Source organism: Dictyobacter sp. Z7_2 (assembly GCF_057551105.1).
In genome coordinates this window covers 374,740-391,842 of the sequence record NZ_BAAJPE010000001.1, presented here as the reverse complement: position 1 = coordinate 391,842, position 17,103 = coordinate 374,740, and the positions used below count along the sequence as shown (strand labels likewise).

Genomic DNA, 17,103 nt, shown 5'->3' with positions numbered 1-17,103 from the left:
CGCTTCCTTTAGAATGCCTCTTCTACCCTGGCTTCATGCCATCCAACCGTCATGACCATCTATACCTCTGCCACCTACCATCGATACCTGACGTGGTGATAAAAACCCTCACTAATAAAAAAGACGCAACCACCATGCATCTATCAAATCATTTTCTCTGCAAAAATAGCAGAATTGCTATTTTGACGTTAATACCTGTCCTCAGGGATAGGTTGACATGGAAGAGAACGATAAATCTACTGTCAGGAGAATTCAGGAGAATTAGGAACCATACGATTGTATGTACTCAATTTTTTTGATAATTTTTATCATAAAGAAGGGCAAGGTTGTGGATGGACCTTAGATGGGACAATAAACCGTTTCAGTCATCGTGTCCATCCAGAAAAATGGACACGATGACTGACTGGAGCGCAAGCGAGCTGAAAACAATCTGATGCTCTATTCTGCATTAAGGTAACTATCTTGCATGGTTTCTAAACGGGCTCCTCGAAAAATTGTACCCTGCACCTTTACTCTAATAAGAACCGCACCACGCAGGTCAACGCCGCTCAAATTGGCCCCACGTAAATCGGTGTCGATGAGATAAGCCCCAACGAGACTTGATCCTTGCAGATCAGCACCACGCAAATTTGCGCCGCTGAAGTCGACTCCGCTTAAATCAGCCGCGCACAAAATAGTATGACTGAGATTAGTTTGACTCAGGTAGGCCCAGGTAAGGACTGCTCCGCTGAGATCCGCATAACTCAAATCAGCTTCGCTTAAGTTCGCATCAGAAAAATCAGCGCCTCTAAGATCGCTGACGCTGAGATCGGCTCCAGACAAAGACATCTGATGGAGATCGGCATTCCTGAGATGGATCGGCAGTTGTGGATGCGCCTGTTTCCATGCATTCCACTGCTCAGTACCTTGCTTGAGTAGATCTATCTGGTCATATGTCGTACTATCGATAAATGGTGGTCGTACCATATTCTGTTCTTCTCTTTCCTTGCTTGTATAAGTGCTTCTTCGACGAAGTGATCACAATGCCATGCCTGTGCCTCTCTGTCAGGGCAGAAGCATATCACGACACTAAAGAGCATCATAGCACTGCTATATTAAGAGAAGGTTGTCTGATTTTAAAGATTGAGTGCCACATTACTGCGACAGTATGTTTCTGAGATAGCCTTAAATTCCCGCTACTACGGTTGCCTGTCGTCGCAAGGCCCACACTGCCAGCATAAACAGTGCCACGATGCATGCGCACAGCACTCCCGCATCCAGCAGCAGGCTTCCCGGCTTGTTCTGGTTGAGCAGGGCAATATAAAGGGCATCGGCGATGTAATATGTTGGCAGGGCTTTGAGCACCAGCCAGATGGCGCTATTCCCAAGCACAAGTTGGCCGAATGGTCCTGCCAGTATGGCTGGTAGTAGAATGAGTACACTGCCAATGCCACCGCCAACTCCTGTCGCAGCCGTGACCGTTTTGAAGATACAGCCAAACAGCAGACCCAGTGCCAGGCAGGTACCTGATCCCAGCAGGATAAAGCACAACAGGAGTGCTATGTTGCCGGCGTGTTCTCCGAGCGTGATAATAAAGAAGAGTACGAGTGTGAGTAGCAGTTGATAGCCGAGCGCGACCAGAGCTTTACCCAGCACGATGTCCGTAAATGAGGCCGGTGATAGCATGAGCATGCGAATTGTCTTCTTCTCTTTTTCCTCAATCAGCAGCGTGGGTACAAGAAACAAGGTAGTGTAGAGAGAGAACATGATTGCAACGACAGGGTAGACTGTATTGAGTGTGCTCACATCAAAGATATAGTTATCTGCTGGCGGATTAATTGTAGCCTGCTTAACGGCGATCGGTGGTACAGGATGTGTTACCACGTTCGCATAATCCATCAATAGACCAGGAACTGCCAGGCGCTGGGCGCTGCTCATCCAATTGGCATCCATGTATAACGTGACCTGAGGATGTTGGCCCTGGCGCACACTTTGCTCAAATCCTGGAGGTATAATCAATCCCATGGCATAAGGAGTGTTTTTACGTGCTCCATCGCTGCCAAATGCCACAGTAACGTCATTTGCGGAACGTGCAGATATAATTTCTGGCTTGTCGAAGACGCTGCTGACGATCTGGCTGAGGTTGGAGTGGCCGGGATTGTAGATGTAGATTTTGGCTGTTCCTCTGCCGCTAAACAAGAGCTGAAGAAAAATGAAGACTATGCCCATCACAAAGGGCGTCAACAGGCTCACAAACGTCTGTTTGTTTTTTATAATGTCGATTGCATCTTTGCGTGCAATGGCGAGTATCGTGCGAGTATGCATCATCAAATCTCCTGTTTTTGCGGATTAGACCAGCTGCACGCCTGCAACCTGGATAAAGACATCTTCTAAGGATCCTTCGGCTGAATGGATAGCACGTATCTGTCCCTGCTTCATCCACTGCACAAGTTGTGCCTGATCGGTGGGATTGTCCATCTTCAAGGAGTAATCTTCCAGCGCTTGCCGACCGTTCTGTCCCGTATCCTGATGCGCTAATGTTACTGTCAGCGTACGCGTTCCGTGCGCCAGTTTCAAGGCTTGCGGTGTGTCGCTGGCGACGATACGCCCGTCGACGACAAACGCTACGCGCTGGCAGAGTTGATCTGCTTCCTCCATCAGGTGCGTTGTGAGTAGGACCGTCATCCCCTCCTGACTGAACTGGCTGATGGTGCGCCGAATCTCGCTGGCAGCGATGGGGTCCAGCCCACGGCTAGGCTCGTCGAGAAAGAGTACCTGTGGTCGATGGAGCAATGCCCGTGCGATCATTAACCGTTGTCGCATGCCGTTCGAGAAGCTCTGGACCTTATCTTTGCTTCGATCTCGCAGGCGTACCAGTTCAAGTACCTCATCCACACGACTACGGGCGATGCCGTAGAGTCTACAAGAGAATTCTAGATTGTCCCGCGCAGACAACCGTTCGTAGAGGTTTTGATCTTCAAAGACAACTCCGATATGCTCTTTCAACTGTTGACGCTCACGTACGACGTCACAACCGGCGACAATAGCTGATCCTGCACTCGGATCAATCTGACCCGTGAGCATACGAATGGTGGTGGTTTTGCCGGCTCCGTTGGGTCCCAGAAAGCCGAAGATCTCACCCCGCCGCACCTTAAAGCTGATCCCGGCCACAGCCTCTTTTTTTTCGAAGACACGCTGCAATTTCTGGGCTTCGATCATGATTTCAGCCTGCTGCATTTTTTTCTCCTATCTGTTACTTTTCATACTTCATGTAAATCCATGGAGGTCATCCGGCAAACGCGCACTTTTATGGTCTTGCCAATGAAACTGTAGCATGGGAGAGATCGCTGCGCTACAAAAATCCGCTGAGTGGCGTCTATGTGCTCATAAAAGGCTTTATTTGAGGGCTTGAAAGCGCGCTTTTTGTTGGCCAAGAGGCATACAATTATGGACGGAAGTATTTTAGAGCGTGCGCTATTGAATTCTCTGAGCCTGTGTTACAATGCTTCTGCGGGCTTGAAGTTGTTGGATAAGCAAGATATGTGATCGACTAAGGATAAAAATTGCAATGTTGCAGGTACGACGGTTGGAGAAGATTTCTGAGCAGCGCAGCGTGTTGCATATAGAAGAATTGAATGGTGCCGCTGGTGACATTCTCGCCGTTGTTGGACCTTCCCATAGTGGGAAAACTCTGCTGTTGCGCCTTCTTGCAGGCACGCTCCTGCCCAGTGGCGGCACAGTGACGTTGGACGGGCAGGATATTCATCGCTCATTGGAAGCACGCGGCCATATCGGCGCCCTCTTTGAGGAAGATCTTCTCTATGAACGCCTTTCCGCTCAGGATAATCTGGATCTTTACCGCCGGTTCTATGGCCTGCCCAAAAGCCGTGTTGCTGAGATCCTGGCTATGATCAGTTTGAGCGATCAGGCACACCATCCAATCTCCAGGCTATCCCCTTCCGCGCAGCGCCGTCTGGCCTTCGCACGTCTGCTCTTATGGCGTCCGACAGTTTATCTGCTGGATCAGCCTGTGACACGCTGTGATCTGTCGACACAGGAACTCTTTGCTCATGTGGTAGTGCAACTGGCACAGGAAGGGGCGCTGGTCATTATGGCCGATGAAGATCTGGCCTGGATGGGTCGTCTCTGTACGCGTATCATTGAGTTGCAGGATGGGCGCATCACCAGCGCGCGCTCCTCTGCTCCGATTGCTCTGTCGACTTCTGATCAAGTCCAGGGGACTGGCCCTGATCGCCTGACGCCTTTTCGTGTGCCCGCACGTAAAGAAGATCGCATCCTACTCTTCGATCCAGGCGAGATCCTCTATGCGACCAGCCGCGAGGGTAAAACAATGATTCGCACCGCCACCGATGAAGCCACATCCAATCTGACGCTGCAAGAACTGGAACAACGATTGCTGGGCCATGGCTTCTTCAAGTCGCATCGAGCCTATCTTGTCAATGTAGAACATATCAAAGCCGTCATACAATATACGCGCGATAGCTATACGTTGCAATTGAACGATATCCACTCCACGACGGTCCCGCTTAGCAAACAATATCAGAAAGAGTTACAGGATCTGCTGGGATATTGATGGTTGGAAATCAACCATTTTTATAGTGCTAGCGAGCAAAGTATGCATCTGGTGTTTGGAATCCCCCTATATGCCTAAAAGTGTGCTAAGATAGAAATGCATGCATGAGTAGCTGACTTCTGCATATCTCGCGATTATTAAATTGAGGTAACTTCACATGGCATTGGAAAGAATCACTCGTGCAGGTAAATCGACGTCCGGGATGTTCGATGGCTTCAAAACCTTCATACTTCGTGGTAATGTGGTTGATCTGGCTATCGGTATTGTGATCGGTGTCGCATTTGGCGCTGTCGTTACGGCGTTTGTGAGTGATATCATCACTCCGCTTATTCCAGCACCGGGTGGTAGCCTTGCGACCTGGGCGGTCATTGTTCCCTATACCGGGAAACCATTGCTGATCGGTACGTTCATTAATGCGATCATTTCTTTTGTAATTATTGCGGCTGTCATTTATTATTTTGTTGTTCTCCCAGTGAATAAGTTGACAGCCCATTTTAAGCCGCAGGATATTGAGGTTGCTCCTACAACCCAAACGTGCCCTTACTGCCGGACAACTATTTCTGTTGATGCGGTGCGTTGTCCAAATTGCACCTCACAAATATCGCCAGTAGGAGAAAGTGCTGCGGGAACCAGATAAGCAGTCAATCAGTGTCTGGCAATAGTTGGGACTATTGCCAGACATGGTTGTTACTCTGGATACTGGGTTTAACTGAGTTGAAGTGTCAGGGCCGTTTGGGTTGAGCGCTTGTTGAGTGTAATGTGGACATCCTGCGTTGTCGCATTATAGGTCCAACCTTCGCCACTACTTGTCTGGCTCAACACCTGTCCATTGATAGTCACCCTGGAGGGCGCACTGGCAACATTGATGAGATCAATGCTGTAGCCACGCTGGCTGAGTTGACCTGGATACTGGCCCTGCTCGGCACCAATTTGTAAGGTTGATTGGTCCTGGGTATAGTTGATCGCTGTCTGCGCGGACTGACCTTGTTGGTAGCCCAGGCCATCGCCGCTATCTTCGTATAAGCTATACGAGCCGCTGGCGCCCGTATAGACTTTCAGGCTCAAGGGATCAACACTCTTCTGTGAAGAATAATCCATTGCCGGTTGCATTGGAATGATCCCTCCTGCTTTGATAAAGACGGGCATTTGCGAGAGATTATCAGTGATCGTCTGAACACTCGGTCCGCTATAGGTCTTGCCTGTAAAGAAATCAGTCCAGGTACCCGACGGTAACCAGACCTGCGTGGAGGCGCTAGTCCCCGCTGAGGTGATTGGCGCGACCAGCATCTGATCACCTAGCATATACTCTCGGTCGTACTGGTACGCTTCTGGCGCTTCGGGATAGCTGAGATAGAGGCCGCGTGTCATGGGGAGCCCGGTCGTCGTGGCCTGCGAGGAGAGTGTATACAGGTAAGGGATGAGCGCTTCGCGTAAACGCATAAATTGCTCGGCTGGGATGCGTGCCGCGTCATCGTAATCCCACGGTAGACGATCTCCATGATCAGAGTGTAGACGTAAGATTGGTTGAAATGTTCCCAATTGTATCCAGCGTACGTACATATCATCTGCGAGATGATTCCCATGGAAACTGCCAATATCGTCACTGACGTAGGGCTGACCAATATTCCCTTCCATCGTCGAGAATGCTGCTTCAAAGCTCAGCATCTGCCAGGTCGCATTGGTATCACCTGTAAATTGTAAGGTTGAACGATGATTCGACCATGGGCCGCTGGGAACGGTATACGCATCGTTTGCGTAGCCTTCGTAGCCAGATCCCATGCGTGAAAAGGCGAAACCACGCAGCCCCTGCTTGACGGCATCCTGGGCATAGAGGTAGTTGATCCAACCATCTGGATTGAGCCCCGGCATTGAGACATTGCTGTTGTCGCAGCACCAATCAAGCCACCAGAAGCGTACTCCTTGAGTGTCGAACGGCTGGTGTAATCCAAAATAGGATGAGGCTTGCTGTTGGTTCCCCCAATCCCAGATATATTGATTGTTTCCCGTGTTGACGAGTGTACCACCAGCCGCGCTATTGGCTTTGGCAAATTGTGGATCATCCCCCTGAATGCTTGGATGAATGTTTAATGTTACCTGCAGTCCCTGACTCTTGGCCCAGGTTAAGAATGATTGTGGATCAGGAAAAAGGTTGGCGTTCCAGTTCCAGCCATTCCATTGAGCGGGAGATTTCCAATCGGTGTCTGCGACCAGAACATCCACGGGGACCTGCTCTGAGCGAAATTTTGGCAGGAGTGTCTGCTCATAGTCGGTGGTGGTGTAGGGATAGTAGCGCGAGTACCAGTTTCCGAAGGCCCAGCGAGGCAGTAGCGGAGCCGATCCCGTAAGTTGCGCTAACTGCTGAAGCGCGCTTTGATACTGGTGTCCATAGCCAAAGAAGTAGCCATCCTGATAGATACCGGTATGCGTGGGACGCTGAGCCGGCCAGCTGCCTGTGCCGTTCCAGAGTGCCGTCTGCGTGTCATCGAGCAGATACCATCCATCCTGACTGAGCAGTCCATTATTGAGGCTGGTGGCATCGCTTAATTGGTCCAGGCTACGTTCCCATCCGCCCATGTTTGGCGGCGTTAAGAGTGGAAGGGCAGCCGCAGGAGAGGTGATGGCGATCGAATCTAGATTAATCCTGCAACTGTTCCCGGAATTGCAAATCAGCGCGAGCGTATTATTTCCCGCGGTGAGATTGACGGTCTGGGTGACCGTTTGCCATGAATCCCAACTCATCGTGGGAGGTAGTGTCAGCGTCGTGGCCTTGCTTCCGTTGACGTAGAGATCAAGCGTACGTGCGGTGATCTGATTATCATTGGCCTGGAAGTTCGCGTAACGTAGCGTCAGCACCTCGTTGCCAGCCTGAGGCACGTTTTGCACGCTCCAGGTGGTGGTCGCTCCTGTTTGCTCATAGCCTGCGACAAAGCCAGTTCCCGTATAGCTTTGATGATTGGAGGCGAGCGCCGCGCTGCCAGCAAGCGTTGCGTTTTCTGCCTGGCAGACCTGTCCCAACGTGCAGATCTCTGTCACGCGAGCAGAATCAAGATTGACACGACAACTATTGCCGGTATCACAGACGAGCGCGATGGTGTTATCGCCAGCTTGCAATGGAAGAGTCTGTTGCAGCGTACTCCAGGTATCCCAGTTGGCAGTGGTGGGAAAAGTAACGACGCCAGTATTGGTGCCATTGACATACAAATCGAGCGTACGCGCTCCATTTTGTCCATCGCCACCAGTCGCGTTGGCATAGCGAATCGTTAACGTGTCGGAGGATGCAAGCGGACTATCATGGAGCACCCAGGTCGCCGCTGCACCAGTCTGCTCGTAGCCTGCGGCAAAGCCAGTGCCGCTATAACCCTGATGGTTAGAGGCTACGGACGCGCCACCGCTGAGGAAAGCATTTTCGGTTTCGCAGTTTTGCGCGAAGGTGCAAGGGGATGATGCTGCCTGGCCCCAATCAGGGATGACTGTTTTTGCCTGCTCCGTTGGATACCCGGTCCCACTTTGGGTGATTGCAATGGAGTCAAGATTGATATTACAGCTATCTCCAGCATGACAGGCCAGGGCAAGTGTATCCATACCTGCATTAAGCGAGACGCTTGTCTGAAGTGTATTCCAGGTGTCCCAATTAGGCGTGGTGGGAAAAGTCAGAGGTCCGGTATCGGTACCGTTGACAAGGAGATCAAGCGTGCGTGCTACAGATTGACCGTCTCCACCAGTGGCATTGGCGTAACGAATAGTCAGGCGGTCAGTGCCAGCTTGAGGAACATTGCCAAGTGCCCAGGTTGTGGTCGCACCTTGATTGGAATAGCCGGCGACAAAACCAGTGCCGGTGTAATTCTGATGATTGCTATTCATGGCCGCTCCGCCACTGAGTGCGGCGTTCTCGGCTTCGCAGCCTTGTGCAAAGACACAGGGCTCTGATTGACCTTTGAGGAGCACACGCAGGTTCGTAGGAGAGAAGATACCTGATCCTTCTTGATACCGTAGTGTGAGATCGTTCGTGCTGATTTCACGCCAGCCGTTGACTACCTGTGTCGTGTAATCAGGAATGGGGAAGGTTCGATTGACGACATTAAAGGTTGTACCATTCTGAAATTGTCCGTCCGCAGCGTATTCCATGCGGATCACCATGGGAGTCAAAATGGTAAAGCGTGCATTGCCATCGGTGACAATATTTGTGGTGGGGGTCAGTCTACCTGTTGGAGAGAAAGCGGCTGCCTGAACGGATGTGGGAATGAGCTCCATTAAAGCGATGAACAAAATGATGCTGAGACGAATAAAGAGAGGGCGCCAGCGGTTGGACAAAACATCCATGAGTGTCTCCCGTCTGAACTTGATAATTCTGCTGAACTAATACATCTTATATTAGCAAATGAGCACACATTCTTTGTGTGACTTCGAGGGAAATGGTCTTATTTCAACTCCTTTCTAGGCGCTATCATGGCTGATGCAAGCTACCTTGCTATGCTAATCCAAGAACGAATATAGAGGGAGTATAACATCCTATGAATTAAAAGATCAATAGGATGTTATGTGATTACTATCTATATGCTTTTTTATGAGCGAATGATATGGCCTGAATCACTGTCTTGCAGCCATCTGTGTTTTGGCATCTTCTTCCATCTTATATTGCTTTCGGACAAGCTCATGGTTTGTATTAACTTTCTGCGTGCGAACCCACTCCTGCCCTCGATCTCTCAGAAACATTTGAAAGCCGATCGCAATAGGGATGCACCAGATGATCCAGTAGATCCAAAGAAAAACCGGGTTGACACGGATAAGGTATCTTACACGGTCCCAGAAGTGAGGTAGAATCAATGAGGTTCTATGCCATGTCGCTATGTATATCCGTGTCATTAACAAGGCGTAGGAGGCGAGATTAAAGATCGAGAGACCGGACCAGAAGGCCGATAAGGGGCTTGTTCCATGGAGCCATTCATAAAGAGACCAGATTCCTAGTGGGAGTGCGACAACGTTGACTGTGAGAGACAAGCATGGAACAAAATTGAGCCGTGCTCTTTGGGCCTGCCAGAAGGACATTCCCATCAGCTTTAATGGGCTGCCGAGCGACTGGAAGAACCCACAGACCCATCGAGCACGCTGGATGATCCCACTTTTGATGGTACCTGGTACTTCCTCGATCAAAGGATTAGCGATTATCCCTAACCTCTTCCCATTGGCCCATAGTCGCATCCCTACTTCAGGATCTTCGATGGTGATCCAGGGGTTAAAGCTACCAAGCTCTTTAAGGTCGGCAACTTTGTAGAATAACCCTTTACCCAGGACCCAGAATGGATGCTTTCCGTTCGCACTCATGTGTGGATAGATGAGCCCATCCCACATCATGTGGTCCATAGCATGGAATGAGGCGGCCCACGTGCCAAGGAGGTTTCCAGCTACGTTGGTGCTTTGTAACACATCAAATTTCTGTATTCCGGCCGCAGCCGCCATGAAGTGATCAGCCGGGGGGACACTGTCTGCATCGATATAGCCAAGAAGCCAATTATCTCCAAGCTTCGTCGCAAGTTTGTAGAATGCATAGATCAACTGTCGTGTTTTCTTGGGAGGTAAGTCTCGATTCCTCTGGTATTTTCCCTGGTGCCACCAGTAGACCTTTTGATTTGTCTCCCATTCCTTCCAAATTTCATCCCAACGTGCGTCATTGGTTGGAGGGACCGCGATGATCATAAGGAACGGGAATTCCGTTCTAAGCTTGCTTAGCACGTCGATGGTTTTTGCGTCATGGCTGTTGGGGATAGCAATGACACGATATTGCGTAGATGGATATTTAATCATCGAGAGGCCAAGTAGTGTCGTTCGCATTGTCTCTTCTGATTCCCTCAACACGGGATAAAGAAGGATGATGTTGGGAAAATCTCGTTCTTCGATCATGGCAGCTTCAGCTGTATTGACCCAATTGATCGGGCGGGTGAAGTAGTATAGCATCGTTGCAAAGCCAAAGAGATACAGTAACTGGCACACCAGATAGAGTACCGTTAAGATCAATGCTTCTGGGTGCCCTGATAGCATAGTGTTCACGCTTTCTTATGTTTCAATTTAGATAAGTAATTTGTGAGCCTGAAGCTGGGCCAGGCTCTCCCTGGTGCGATCGACAGCGGTTTGGTTTGTGACCCAATGAATAAGCTCGGCAATTCCTTGATCAAATGGGATGCTCGCCTGGAAGTTGAAGTGTTCGTGAAACCTGGTTGTATCGGCGTAGCAATGCCTGACATCGCCGACGCGATATTTTCCAAGGATGGTCGGCTCTATATTCTTACCCATCAGGTTTGCCAGAGTGGTGGCAATTTGAGCGATGGTCACCCAGTTACCGGTGCCAACGTTGTAAGCTTCCCATACTCTTTTTGGCGAGTTGATCACTGAGGTAATGGCCCGAGCCACGTCGGAGACATGCACAAAGTCACGTCGCTGCTGCCCATCTTCAAAGATCAGAGGACTCTGATTGTTCATCAGAGAGGAAATGAAGATAGCTGCTACACCAGTGTACGGGTTTGAGAGTGCCTGGCGCGAGCCGTAGACGTTGAAGAAACGCAAGGCAACGGTTGGAATCCCAAGAGATCTCCCCACGACCAAGAACATTTCTTCCTGGTCGCGTTTTCCTATAGCATATATTGAACTGGGGAAGAGAGGCTTGGTCTCAGGTGTTGGCATTGATGCGAGTACCTCGCCGTTGTCGACCATTTCCCACTGTCTCTGCTGCAACTGTTCGAGTGGCCGTAAAGGGGGGGCGACAATCTGTCCTGAAGGCAATTTGTATGCACCCTCTCCATAGATTGACATTGATGAAGCTACTACCATGCGCTGCACCTGATGGTTCCCTTTGGATAATTCTTCCAGAAGCGTTGCGGTCCCCAGGCTATTAACCGTGGTGTAATGAGCGATTTTGGACATGCTCTGTCCAACGCCAACTGCCGCAGCAAGATGCACCAGGTGTGTCACATCTTTCAGCGCTTTGCTGATGACCTCAGGGTCCTGGACATCTCCACGGATGCGCTTGCACTCACGATTGAGGTAGAGTGGCCAACCTTCAACATCGACAGGCTCGTCGCCATGAACCTGTGCATCGAGACAATCGAGAACAGTCACGTCGAACCCAAGTTCGACCAGATGGTCAATTAAATGTGATCCGATGAAACCAGCTCCACCCGTGACCAGAACCTTTCCGTGAGACATCGTTTTTTTCCTTCCTTCGGGAACATAGCGTTGATTCGAAAATTGATAGATGAGAGGAGCAATGAAAGCAAATGAACCAACAAACCAGTGGCAAAAAAGCTTGAGAGGTCCCGCCGGGCCGTTTCTTATGCAGTGAAATATACAGGAAGGAATGGCCTCTGCCCAGGGGTATTTAGGGACAAAACTGGCAGGGTGTCTGATACCTGCGTTGGATACGATGTAGGAGCTAATGGGACTGTTTGAGCTGTGATTGGCTGCGAACCTGGCCCTGCTACCAATGATGTGGTAGAGGGGGTGTAGATACGATAATTGCCACTTACTTCGAGCAGGCCAAGCATATATAACATGCCGTCATAATAGCGCCATTGCCCGTGGGGAATTGAGGCGTTCCAGAGACTATCGACGAAGCTCCATTTCTGATCGTTGCTGGCAGCCAGGCTTGCTGTTGCCAGCATCGCGGCCAATCCGGTTGAATTGTCGGATGATAGTGACGCTCCTGTCAGCGAGAACTGGTTGCCATTCTTGTGGGTGGTGAAGAATGTTTGAATGCGATTGCTTTGCTCCTGCTCCCAGGGATCTGCGGTGCACCAGGTGTAGTCAATGGCGATATTGCTGGCAACTCTCCACGCGTCGAAACTAAAATTACCATGACTGTCCGTTGTATGCGCTGAACCATCGAAGTTGGCATAATCTGGAGCAAGGCCAGTCTCAGGATTAACGGTGTGTGTGAGAAATTGTCTGCTGCTGGTGGCTGTATCCGCCCAGAATTGGTTATCTTGCAGTGACCAGTGTGACCAGAGCTCGTAAAATGCTGGTAACTGGTACGAGGGATCAGTGAAGGTGGCTGCACTTGCGTAAGGTACAAAGACAGGTTGCTTCTGGGCTCTACTGAACATAGGTGTTGCATCGTTGATCGTACTATGATGCAGCATGTTGTCGAGGATAGATTGTGCCGATGCTCGATAATTATAGATGCCTTGTCCGTTGCCCCAACGACCTGAAGCCATAAAAAGTGCCATGGCAAACCATTGATCGCCATCCGTGGCCGGATCGTTATCGATAATACTCCCACTGGTCGTGCAGTGCCAGGCAAAATAGCCTTGAAAGGGACCAGCGGGGTGGTACATATAGGCCATGGCCCAGGTCCAGAGACGGTTGAACTCTTCGTGCTTATCCATCTGAACCGCGATCATCATACCGTAGGACATCCCTTCGGTGCGGACATCGTTATTTCCAATATCTTTGATATATGCCATGTTCGTTCCGACTGGATAGTAGATACGTTGCGTGGTATTGTCTCCATAAAAAAGTTGTTGCCATGCCTCATTGAGCTTCTGCTGAATAGCACTGCTACGATAACCACGTTCCGCGAAAAGATCGTGATAAAATCCTGTCGCAGGTAACGTCGTTGGTAAGGGAGAAGATAGAGTGGCCTCCGTTGGAGAGCGATTCAGAACGATATCGGTAATAGAGATGATAAAAATGAGTAGAAGGCTGATGAGCGTGGGAAAAAGATGAAATGAAGGGTGCCGTATCATAATGAAATTGGCCTTTCGTCCTTGATAATTATGATGAATACGAAGTGGTTCTTCCCTGTCTTATTGTGTTGAGATGGGGAAGAACCACTTCGTATGGAATTTGGTCAGAAGTGGATAGTCCTTATTATTGCTCAGAGAATTATTTCTTCTCAAGCATAAGCGGTTTGGTCTGGCCGTATTGTCGCTGTTTTCTTGAGAGCAGTCAACAGGGCATATCCCAACCAGATCACACCGAACGCTCCTCCCACTTCCGCAATGCGAACAACGACAACAGGCAGGAGGAAAGAGAGGCTGTAGAGTGTGAATCCAAGCAGGTACAACAGGATTGCCAGACGCGGGAAAACTCTTGCGCACAATGAGGCTATGCTGAAGAGGATCACTCCTACCAGAAAGAAGATGGCGCAACTTAAGAAGACGAGCTTCGTGGGACCGGCTAGCAGTGCCTGGAGTTCGCTCTGGCTGAGATAAGGAAGAATGTAGAGCCTGGCGTAGTCTACTCCCGAAACAAACGCCAGGCCGAACCAATTGACCAGATAGCCGATCAGTCCTATCCTACCACTTGCTTCTCTCTGATACACATAGAGACCAGTCAGGGCAAACAGGCCCAGGAAGAGCCCAAAGCTTCCGACTGCGTTGGTGGCTGGGTTGAGTGGGAGTAGCAACTCGACAATCAGTTTTTTGATGATGATTAACAGGCCGCTCAGAAGCGCCGCGCAGGCGCTCAATCGGTACAATTGTGCAGGAAACATGTTAGTTTTCTCCTCTTGTATTGAAGATACTTAGAAACGTTGCTGATAGCGCTTGCGCAAAGAGGTCAATGTTGTCTCGATCATGGTAGTTGTTATGCTCTCAGTGCGCTTTGTACACCTTCAGGATATGTGCATTTCTCTGCCAGCACATGCGCCTGGTAGGCTATTTTTGCTCTCTGAATGGACACTGTTTCTCAATGTCTACCTGGTCAGAAGTCATGTGACTTCTGGGGATTCAGTGCAATCGATCGGCATATTGTAAGTGGCTCTCCTGCTATGCTATGATTGAGGTCGATGCAATAGATGCATAAAGGAGCTGGAGGAAACAAAAAACTATGAAGCTCGCAGAGTCATCAATCCAATGGAGAACTGTCCCTGTCCCCAGGCTTTTTCTCTGGGTTGCTTCGCTTTTGTATGGAGGTGTGCTTCTCACTGGTGTGTATTATCAGGTGGTTGCGTCCGTTGTATCGTGGCGGACTGTTGTTTTTATTGCCCTCCTACTGATCTTGCTGGTTTTGGAGCAATGGGCGCAGCAATACTCTGCTGGACATGCGACAAGATACGTGGCGATTGGTTTCCTGGTCGTTCGTATGGGATTGCTTGAGGCTGTTGCAGCTGTGGATAGCTCTGGTTTATCCAGGGCGCTCTATCCGCTGGTGCCATTTGCAGCCTATTTCTCTCTGGGTAAGAACGTCAGTGGTGGTTTGGCTCTTTTTTATCTGAGTGCATTTGTGGCTAAACTCTGCCTGTTTGTCCCGTTCTGGTATACCAGTAAAGAAGCCATCTCCGAGCTCCTGATGTTCTTCATTGGTCTGGTGTTTGCTATTTCGATGGCCCGCGTGGCCTGCGAAGCGGAGGCGAACCGCAGACGAACTGAGCAGCTTCTTGGTGATCTGTCTATCTCTCATCAGAAGCTCAAAGTATACTCCGAACAGGTGGCGGAATTGGCGGCGGCGGAAGAACGTAATCGCCTGGCGCGAGATATCCATGATGGTCTGGGCCATTACCTGATGGTTATCACTATTCTCCTGGAAAAAATTATTGCCTTCCGCCAGCGGAATCCCCAGGAGGCTGAGATGGCGGCGTTGGATGCCAGGCGCCTGACACGCGAAGCCTTACAGGATGTACGCCGATCAGTAGGAGCGTTGCGTCTCACAAGCTCAGCCTTCTCACTGGCGGCGGCTCTGGATGCTCTGGTGAAAAACGCAGGCAATGCCAACCTCACGATCAGCCTGAACATCAGAGGCGATGAAATTGATGTTCCCAAACCAGTCTTATTGTCGCTCTATCGAGCTGCACAGGAGGCTCTGACTAACATCCAGAAGCACGCGAGAGCTTCACATGCCTGGATCTGTGTCACCCTGTACAAGCACGAAGCGAGTCTTTCTGTCGATGACGATGGGCAGGGATTTGATGTGGCTCTGCTTGATCGGCTTCCAGCAGATCGGAATGATGGCTTTGGCTTGCAAGGGATGCGCGAACGTCTGGAGATGGTTGGAGGTGTTCTGAAGGTGGAAAGTCAGGCCACGCAGGGCACGCGCATATTCGTGAGCATTCCTCAAATGCCGTCAGGGGCGGATCAGGCTGAGAGAATGAGGTGAGGCAATGCAGGACGATAGAGGAGGAATAGGGATGGACAGCGCGGTCCGCGTGCTCGTGGCGGATGATCAGCAGTTGATTCGCGAAGGAATCGCCTCGCTGCTGGGGATTCAAGATGGGGTACAGGTCGTAGGGACTGCGGCTGATGGACAGGAGGCTGTTGAGAAGGCACGAGCTCTCTCTCCAGAAATTGTGCTGATGGACGTGCGGATGCCAGTGATGGATGGTGTGCAGGCAACGGCCATGATTTGCAGCCAGCTCTCTACCTGCCAGGTGCTTATGCTCACGACCTTTGACGACGAGGAATACATCATCAAAGCTCTTCATGCCGGCGCAAAAGGCTATTTGCTGAAAGACATCCCTCCTTCCGATCTGGCTCAGGCCATCCGGCTGGCTCATGCGGGGATCTATCAGCTCGACTCTGCCGTGGCTGGCAAGCTTGTTGGCGCACTCACCCGCACCGAGACGGCAACGGCTCATTCCAGAGCAGAGCTACATGCCAAAGCTTCTTCCCCCTCACCTCTTACTGATCGCGAAGTCGAAGTGTTACGCTTCATTGCCCTGGGTGCGACCAATCGCGAGATTGCCGCCCAACTGATAGTCAGCGAGGGCACAATTAAGAATCATATCTCCAATATCCTGAACCGTTTAGACCTGCGAGACCGCACCCAGGCTGCTCTTTACGCTCGCGATCATCACCTCATCTAACCGGGTAAGCTACTGCGAGGAAGGCTATTTTACAAAATGTAATATGAGCGCCAGCGCAATGCCAGCTATTGCAACCAGGTATCCCCAGAATGCACCCGTCCCGGCTGATCGGCCGCTGGCTTCGCTGCGTGTTTCGCGTAAACTGGCTATCTCTTTGGTCAGGCTCTCAATACTCTTCTCAAAACTTCCGCGTAATGCTTCGAGTCTATTATCATAGTTACTTTGTGTTGCCTCCAGTTTTTCCTCATGTGATTTGAATAATGCGCTGGCCTCACCTCTCGGCATGAATGTAATCTGTTGATCTGAAAGGGTATTGCGAAACTCATTGACACTTTCAAAACGTTTCTCAGCGGCTATTTCGGCTTTGGCGACAGCACGATCTGCCGCTGCCAGTGCCGTGTCAACCGCAAGTTTTTGGGCCGTTAGAGCGGTTTGTACTGCATTTTTTGATAAATCGAAATTTTCTGCGCACCTTACTTCATTTAATGTAATAATTGTAAGGATATACTCACGGAGCGTTTCGACCGTCCAATGACGATTTTGTTCTGAGTCTTCAGTGGCCGTAAGTGCCTTTCTTTGAAGTATACTCATGGTTTTCCTCCTCCTCTTTTCATACCTCCACTACACAAAAAAACAGACGAGAATGGGGTCATACTATCAGATTGGGATAGACTGAAGTGCTTTTTCATTATTTATGTGTAAAATGCATTTTTTCTACAATAAATACCGTGCTTATATA

Annotated in this window: 13 protein-coding genes; 4 read left to right on the top strand and 9 right to left on the bottom strand. The window is 50.1% G+C overall.

Annotation, left to right across the window (positions count from 1 at the left end):
- Positions 1-438: 438 nt before the first annotated feature.
- The 3 genes from AC27N8_RS01500 to AC27N8_RS01490 form a co-directional block, all read right to left on the bottom strand.
- On the bottom strand, positions 439-966 hold the full coding sequence (locus AC27N8_RS01500) for a pentapeptide repeat-containing protein (RefSeq protein ID WP_487063228.1): 528 nt from the start codon (positions 964-966) through the stop codon (positions 439-441).
- A 198-nt stretch (positions 967-1,164) separates the two neighbouring features.
- Positions 1,165-2,307 carry an ABC transporter permease gene (locus tag AC27N8_RS01495; protein ID WP_487063226.1) on the bottom strand — a complete coding sequence of 381 codons (1,143 nt, stop codon included), beginning with the start codon at positions 2,305-2,307 and terminating at the stop codon, positions 1,165-1,167.
- 21 nt (positions 2,308-2,328) lie between these two features.
- Positions 2,329-3,216, bottom strand: coding sequence for an ABC transporter ATP-binding protein (locus tag AC27N8_RS01490; RefSeq protein WP_487063224.1), 888 nt, complete (start codon positions 3,214-3,216; stop codon positions 2,329-2,331).
- Positions 3,217-3,547: 331 nt separating this feature from the next.
- On the opposite strand from AC27N8_RS01490, the gene AC27N8_RS01485 reads away from it, so the two are divergent.
- A complete protein-coding gene (locus AC27N8_RS01485; RefSeq protein WP_487063222.1) occupies positions 3,548-4,573 on the top strand; it encodes an ATP-binding cassette domain-containing protein in 1,026 nt (341 codons plus the stop codon).
- Positions 4,574-4,730: 157 nt separating this feature from the next.
- Positions 4,731-5,210 (top strand): large conductance mechanosensitive channel protein MscL, encoded by a 480-nt coding sequence (gene mscL, locus AC27N8_RS01480; protein ID WP_487063220.1) that lies wholly within the window; start codon positions 4,731-4,733, stop codon positions 5,208-5,210.
- 68 nt (positions 5,211-5,278) lie between these two features.
- Here the strand turns inward: mscL and AC27N8_RS01475 are convergent, their stop codons facing one another.
- The 5 genes from AC27N8_RS01475 to AC27N8_RS01455 form a co-directional block, all read right to left on the bottom strand.
- Positions 5,279-8,893, bottom strand: a complete 3,615-nt coding sequence (locus tag AC27N8_RS01475) for a TIM-barrel domain-containing protein (protein ID WP_487063218.1) — start codon at positions 8,891-8,893, stop codon at positions 5,279-5,281.
- Positions 8,894-9,160: 267 nt separating this feature from the next.
- Positions 9,161-10,609, bottom strand: a complete 1,449-nt coding sequence (locus tag AC27N8_RS01470) for a glycosyltransferase family 2 protein (protein ID WP_487063216.1) — start codon at positions 10,607-10,609, stop codon at positions 9,161-9,163.
- 27 nt (positions 10,610-10,636) lie between these two features.
- Positions 10,637-11,770 carry an NAD-dependent epimerase/dehydratase family protein gene (locus tag AC27N8_RS01465; RefSeq protein WP_487063214.1) on the bottom strand — a complete coding sequence of 378 codons (1,134 nt, stop codon included), beginning with the start codon at positions 11,768-11,770 and terminating at the stop codon, positions 10,637-10,639.
- A gap of 125 nt (positions 11,771-11,895) precedes the next feature.
- The gene (locus tag AC27N8_RS01460) at positions 11,896-13,308 is read right to left on the bottom strand and encodes a family 8 glycosyl hydrolase (RefSeq protein WP_487063212.1); all 1,413 of its coding nucleotides are present in this window, start codon (positions 13,306-13,308) and stop codon (positions 11,896-11,898) included.
- Between the two features lie 149 nt (positions 13,309-13,457).
- Entirely contained in the window at positions 13,458-14,057 is a 600-nt protein-coding gene (locus tag AC27N8_RS01455; protein ID WP_487063210.1) for a hypothetical protein, read from the bottom strand.
- 335 nt (positions 14,058-14,392) lie between these two features.
- On the opposite strand from AC27N8_RS01455, the gene AC27N8_RS01450 reads away from it, so the two are divergent.
- Entirely contained in the window at positions 14,393-15,658 is a 1,266-nt protein-coding gene (locus AC27N8_RS01450) for a sensor histidine kinase (protein WP_487063208.1), read from the top strand.
- 31 nt (positions 15,659-15,689) lie between these two features.
- Entirely contained in the window at positions 15,690-16,364 is a 675-nt protein-coding gene (locus AC27N8_RS01445) for a response regulator (RefSeq protein ID WP_487063206.1), read from the top strand.
- A gap of 24 nt (positions 16,365-16,388) precedes the next feature.
- Here the strand turns inward: AC27N8_RS01445 and AC27N8_RS01440 are convergent, their stop codons facing one another.
- Positions 16,389-16,955, bottom strand: a complete 567-nt coding sequence (locus AC27N8_RS01440) for a hypothetical protein (RefSeq protein WP_487063204.1) — start codon at positions 16,953-16,955, stop codon at positions 16,389-16,391.
- Positions 16,956-17,103: the final 148 nt, after the last annotated feature.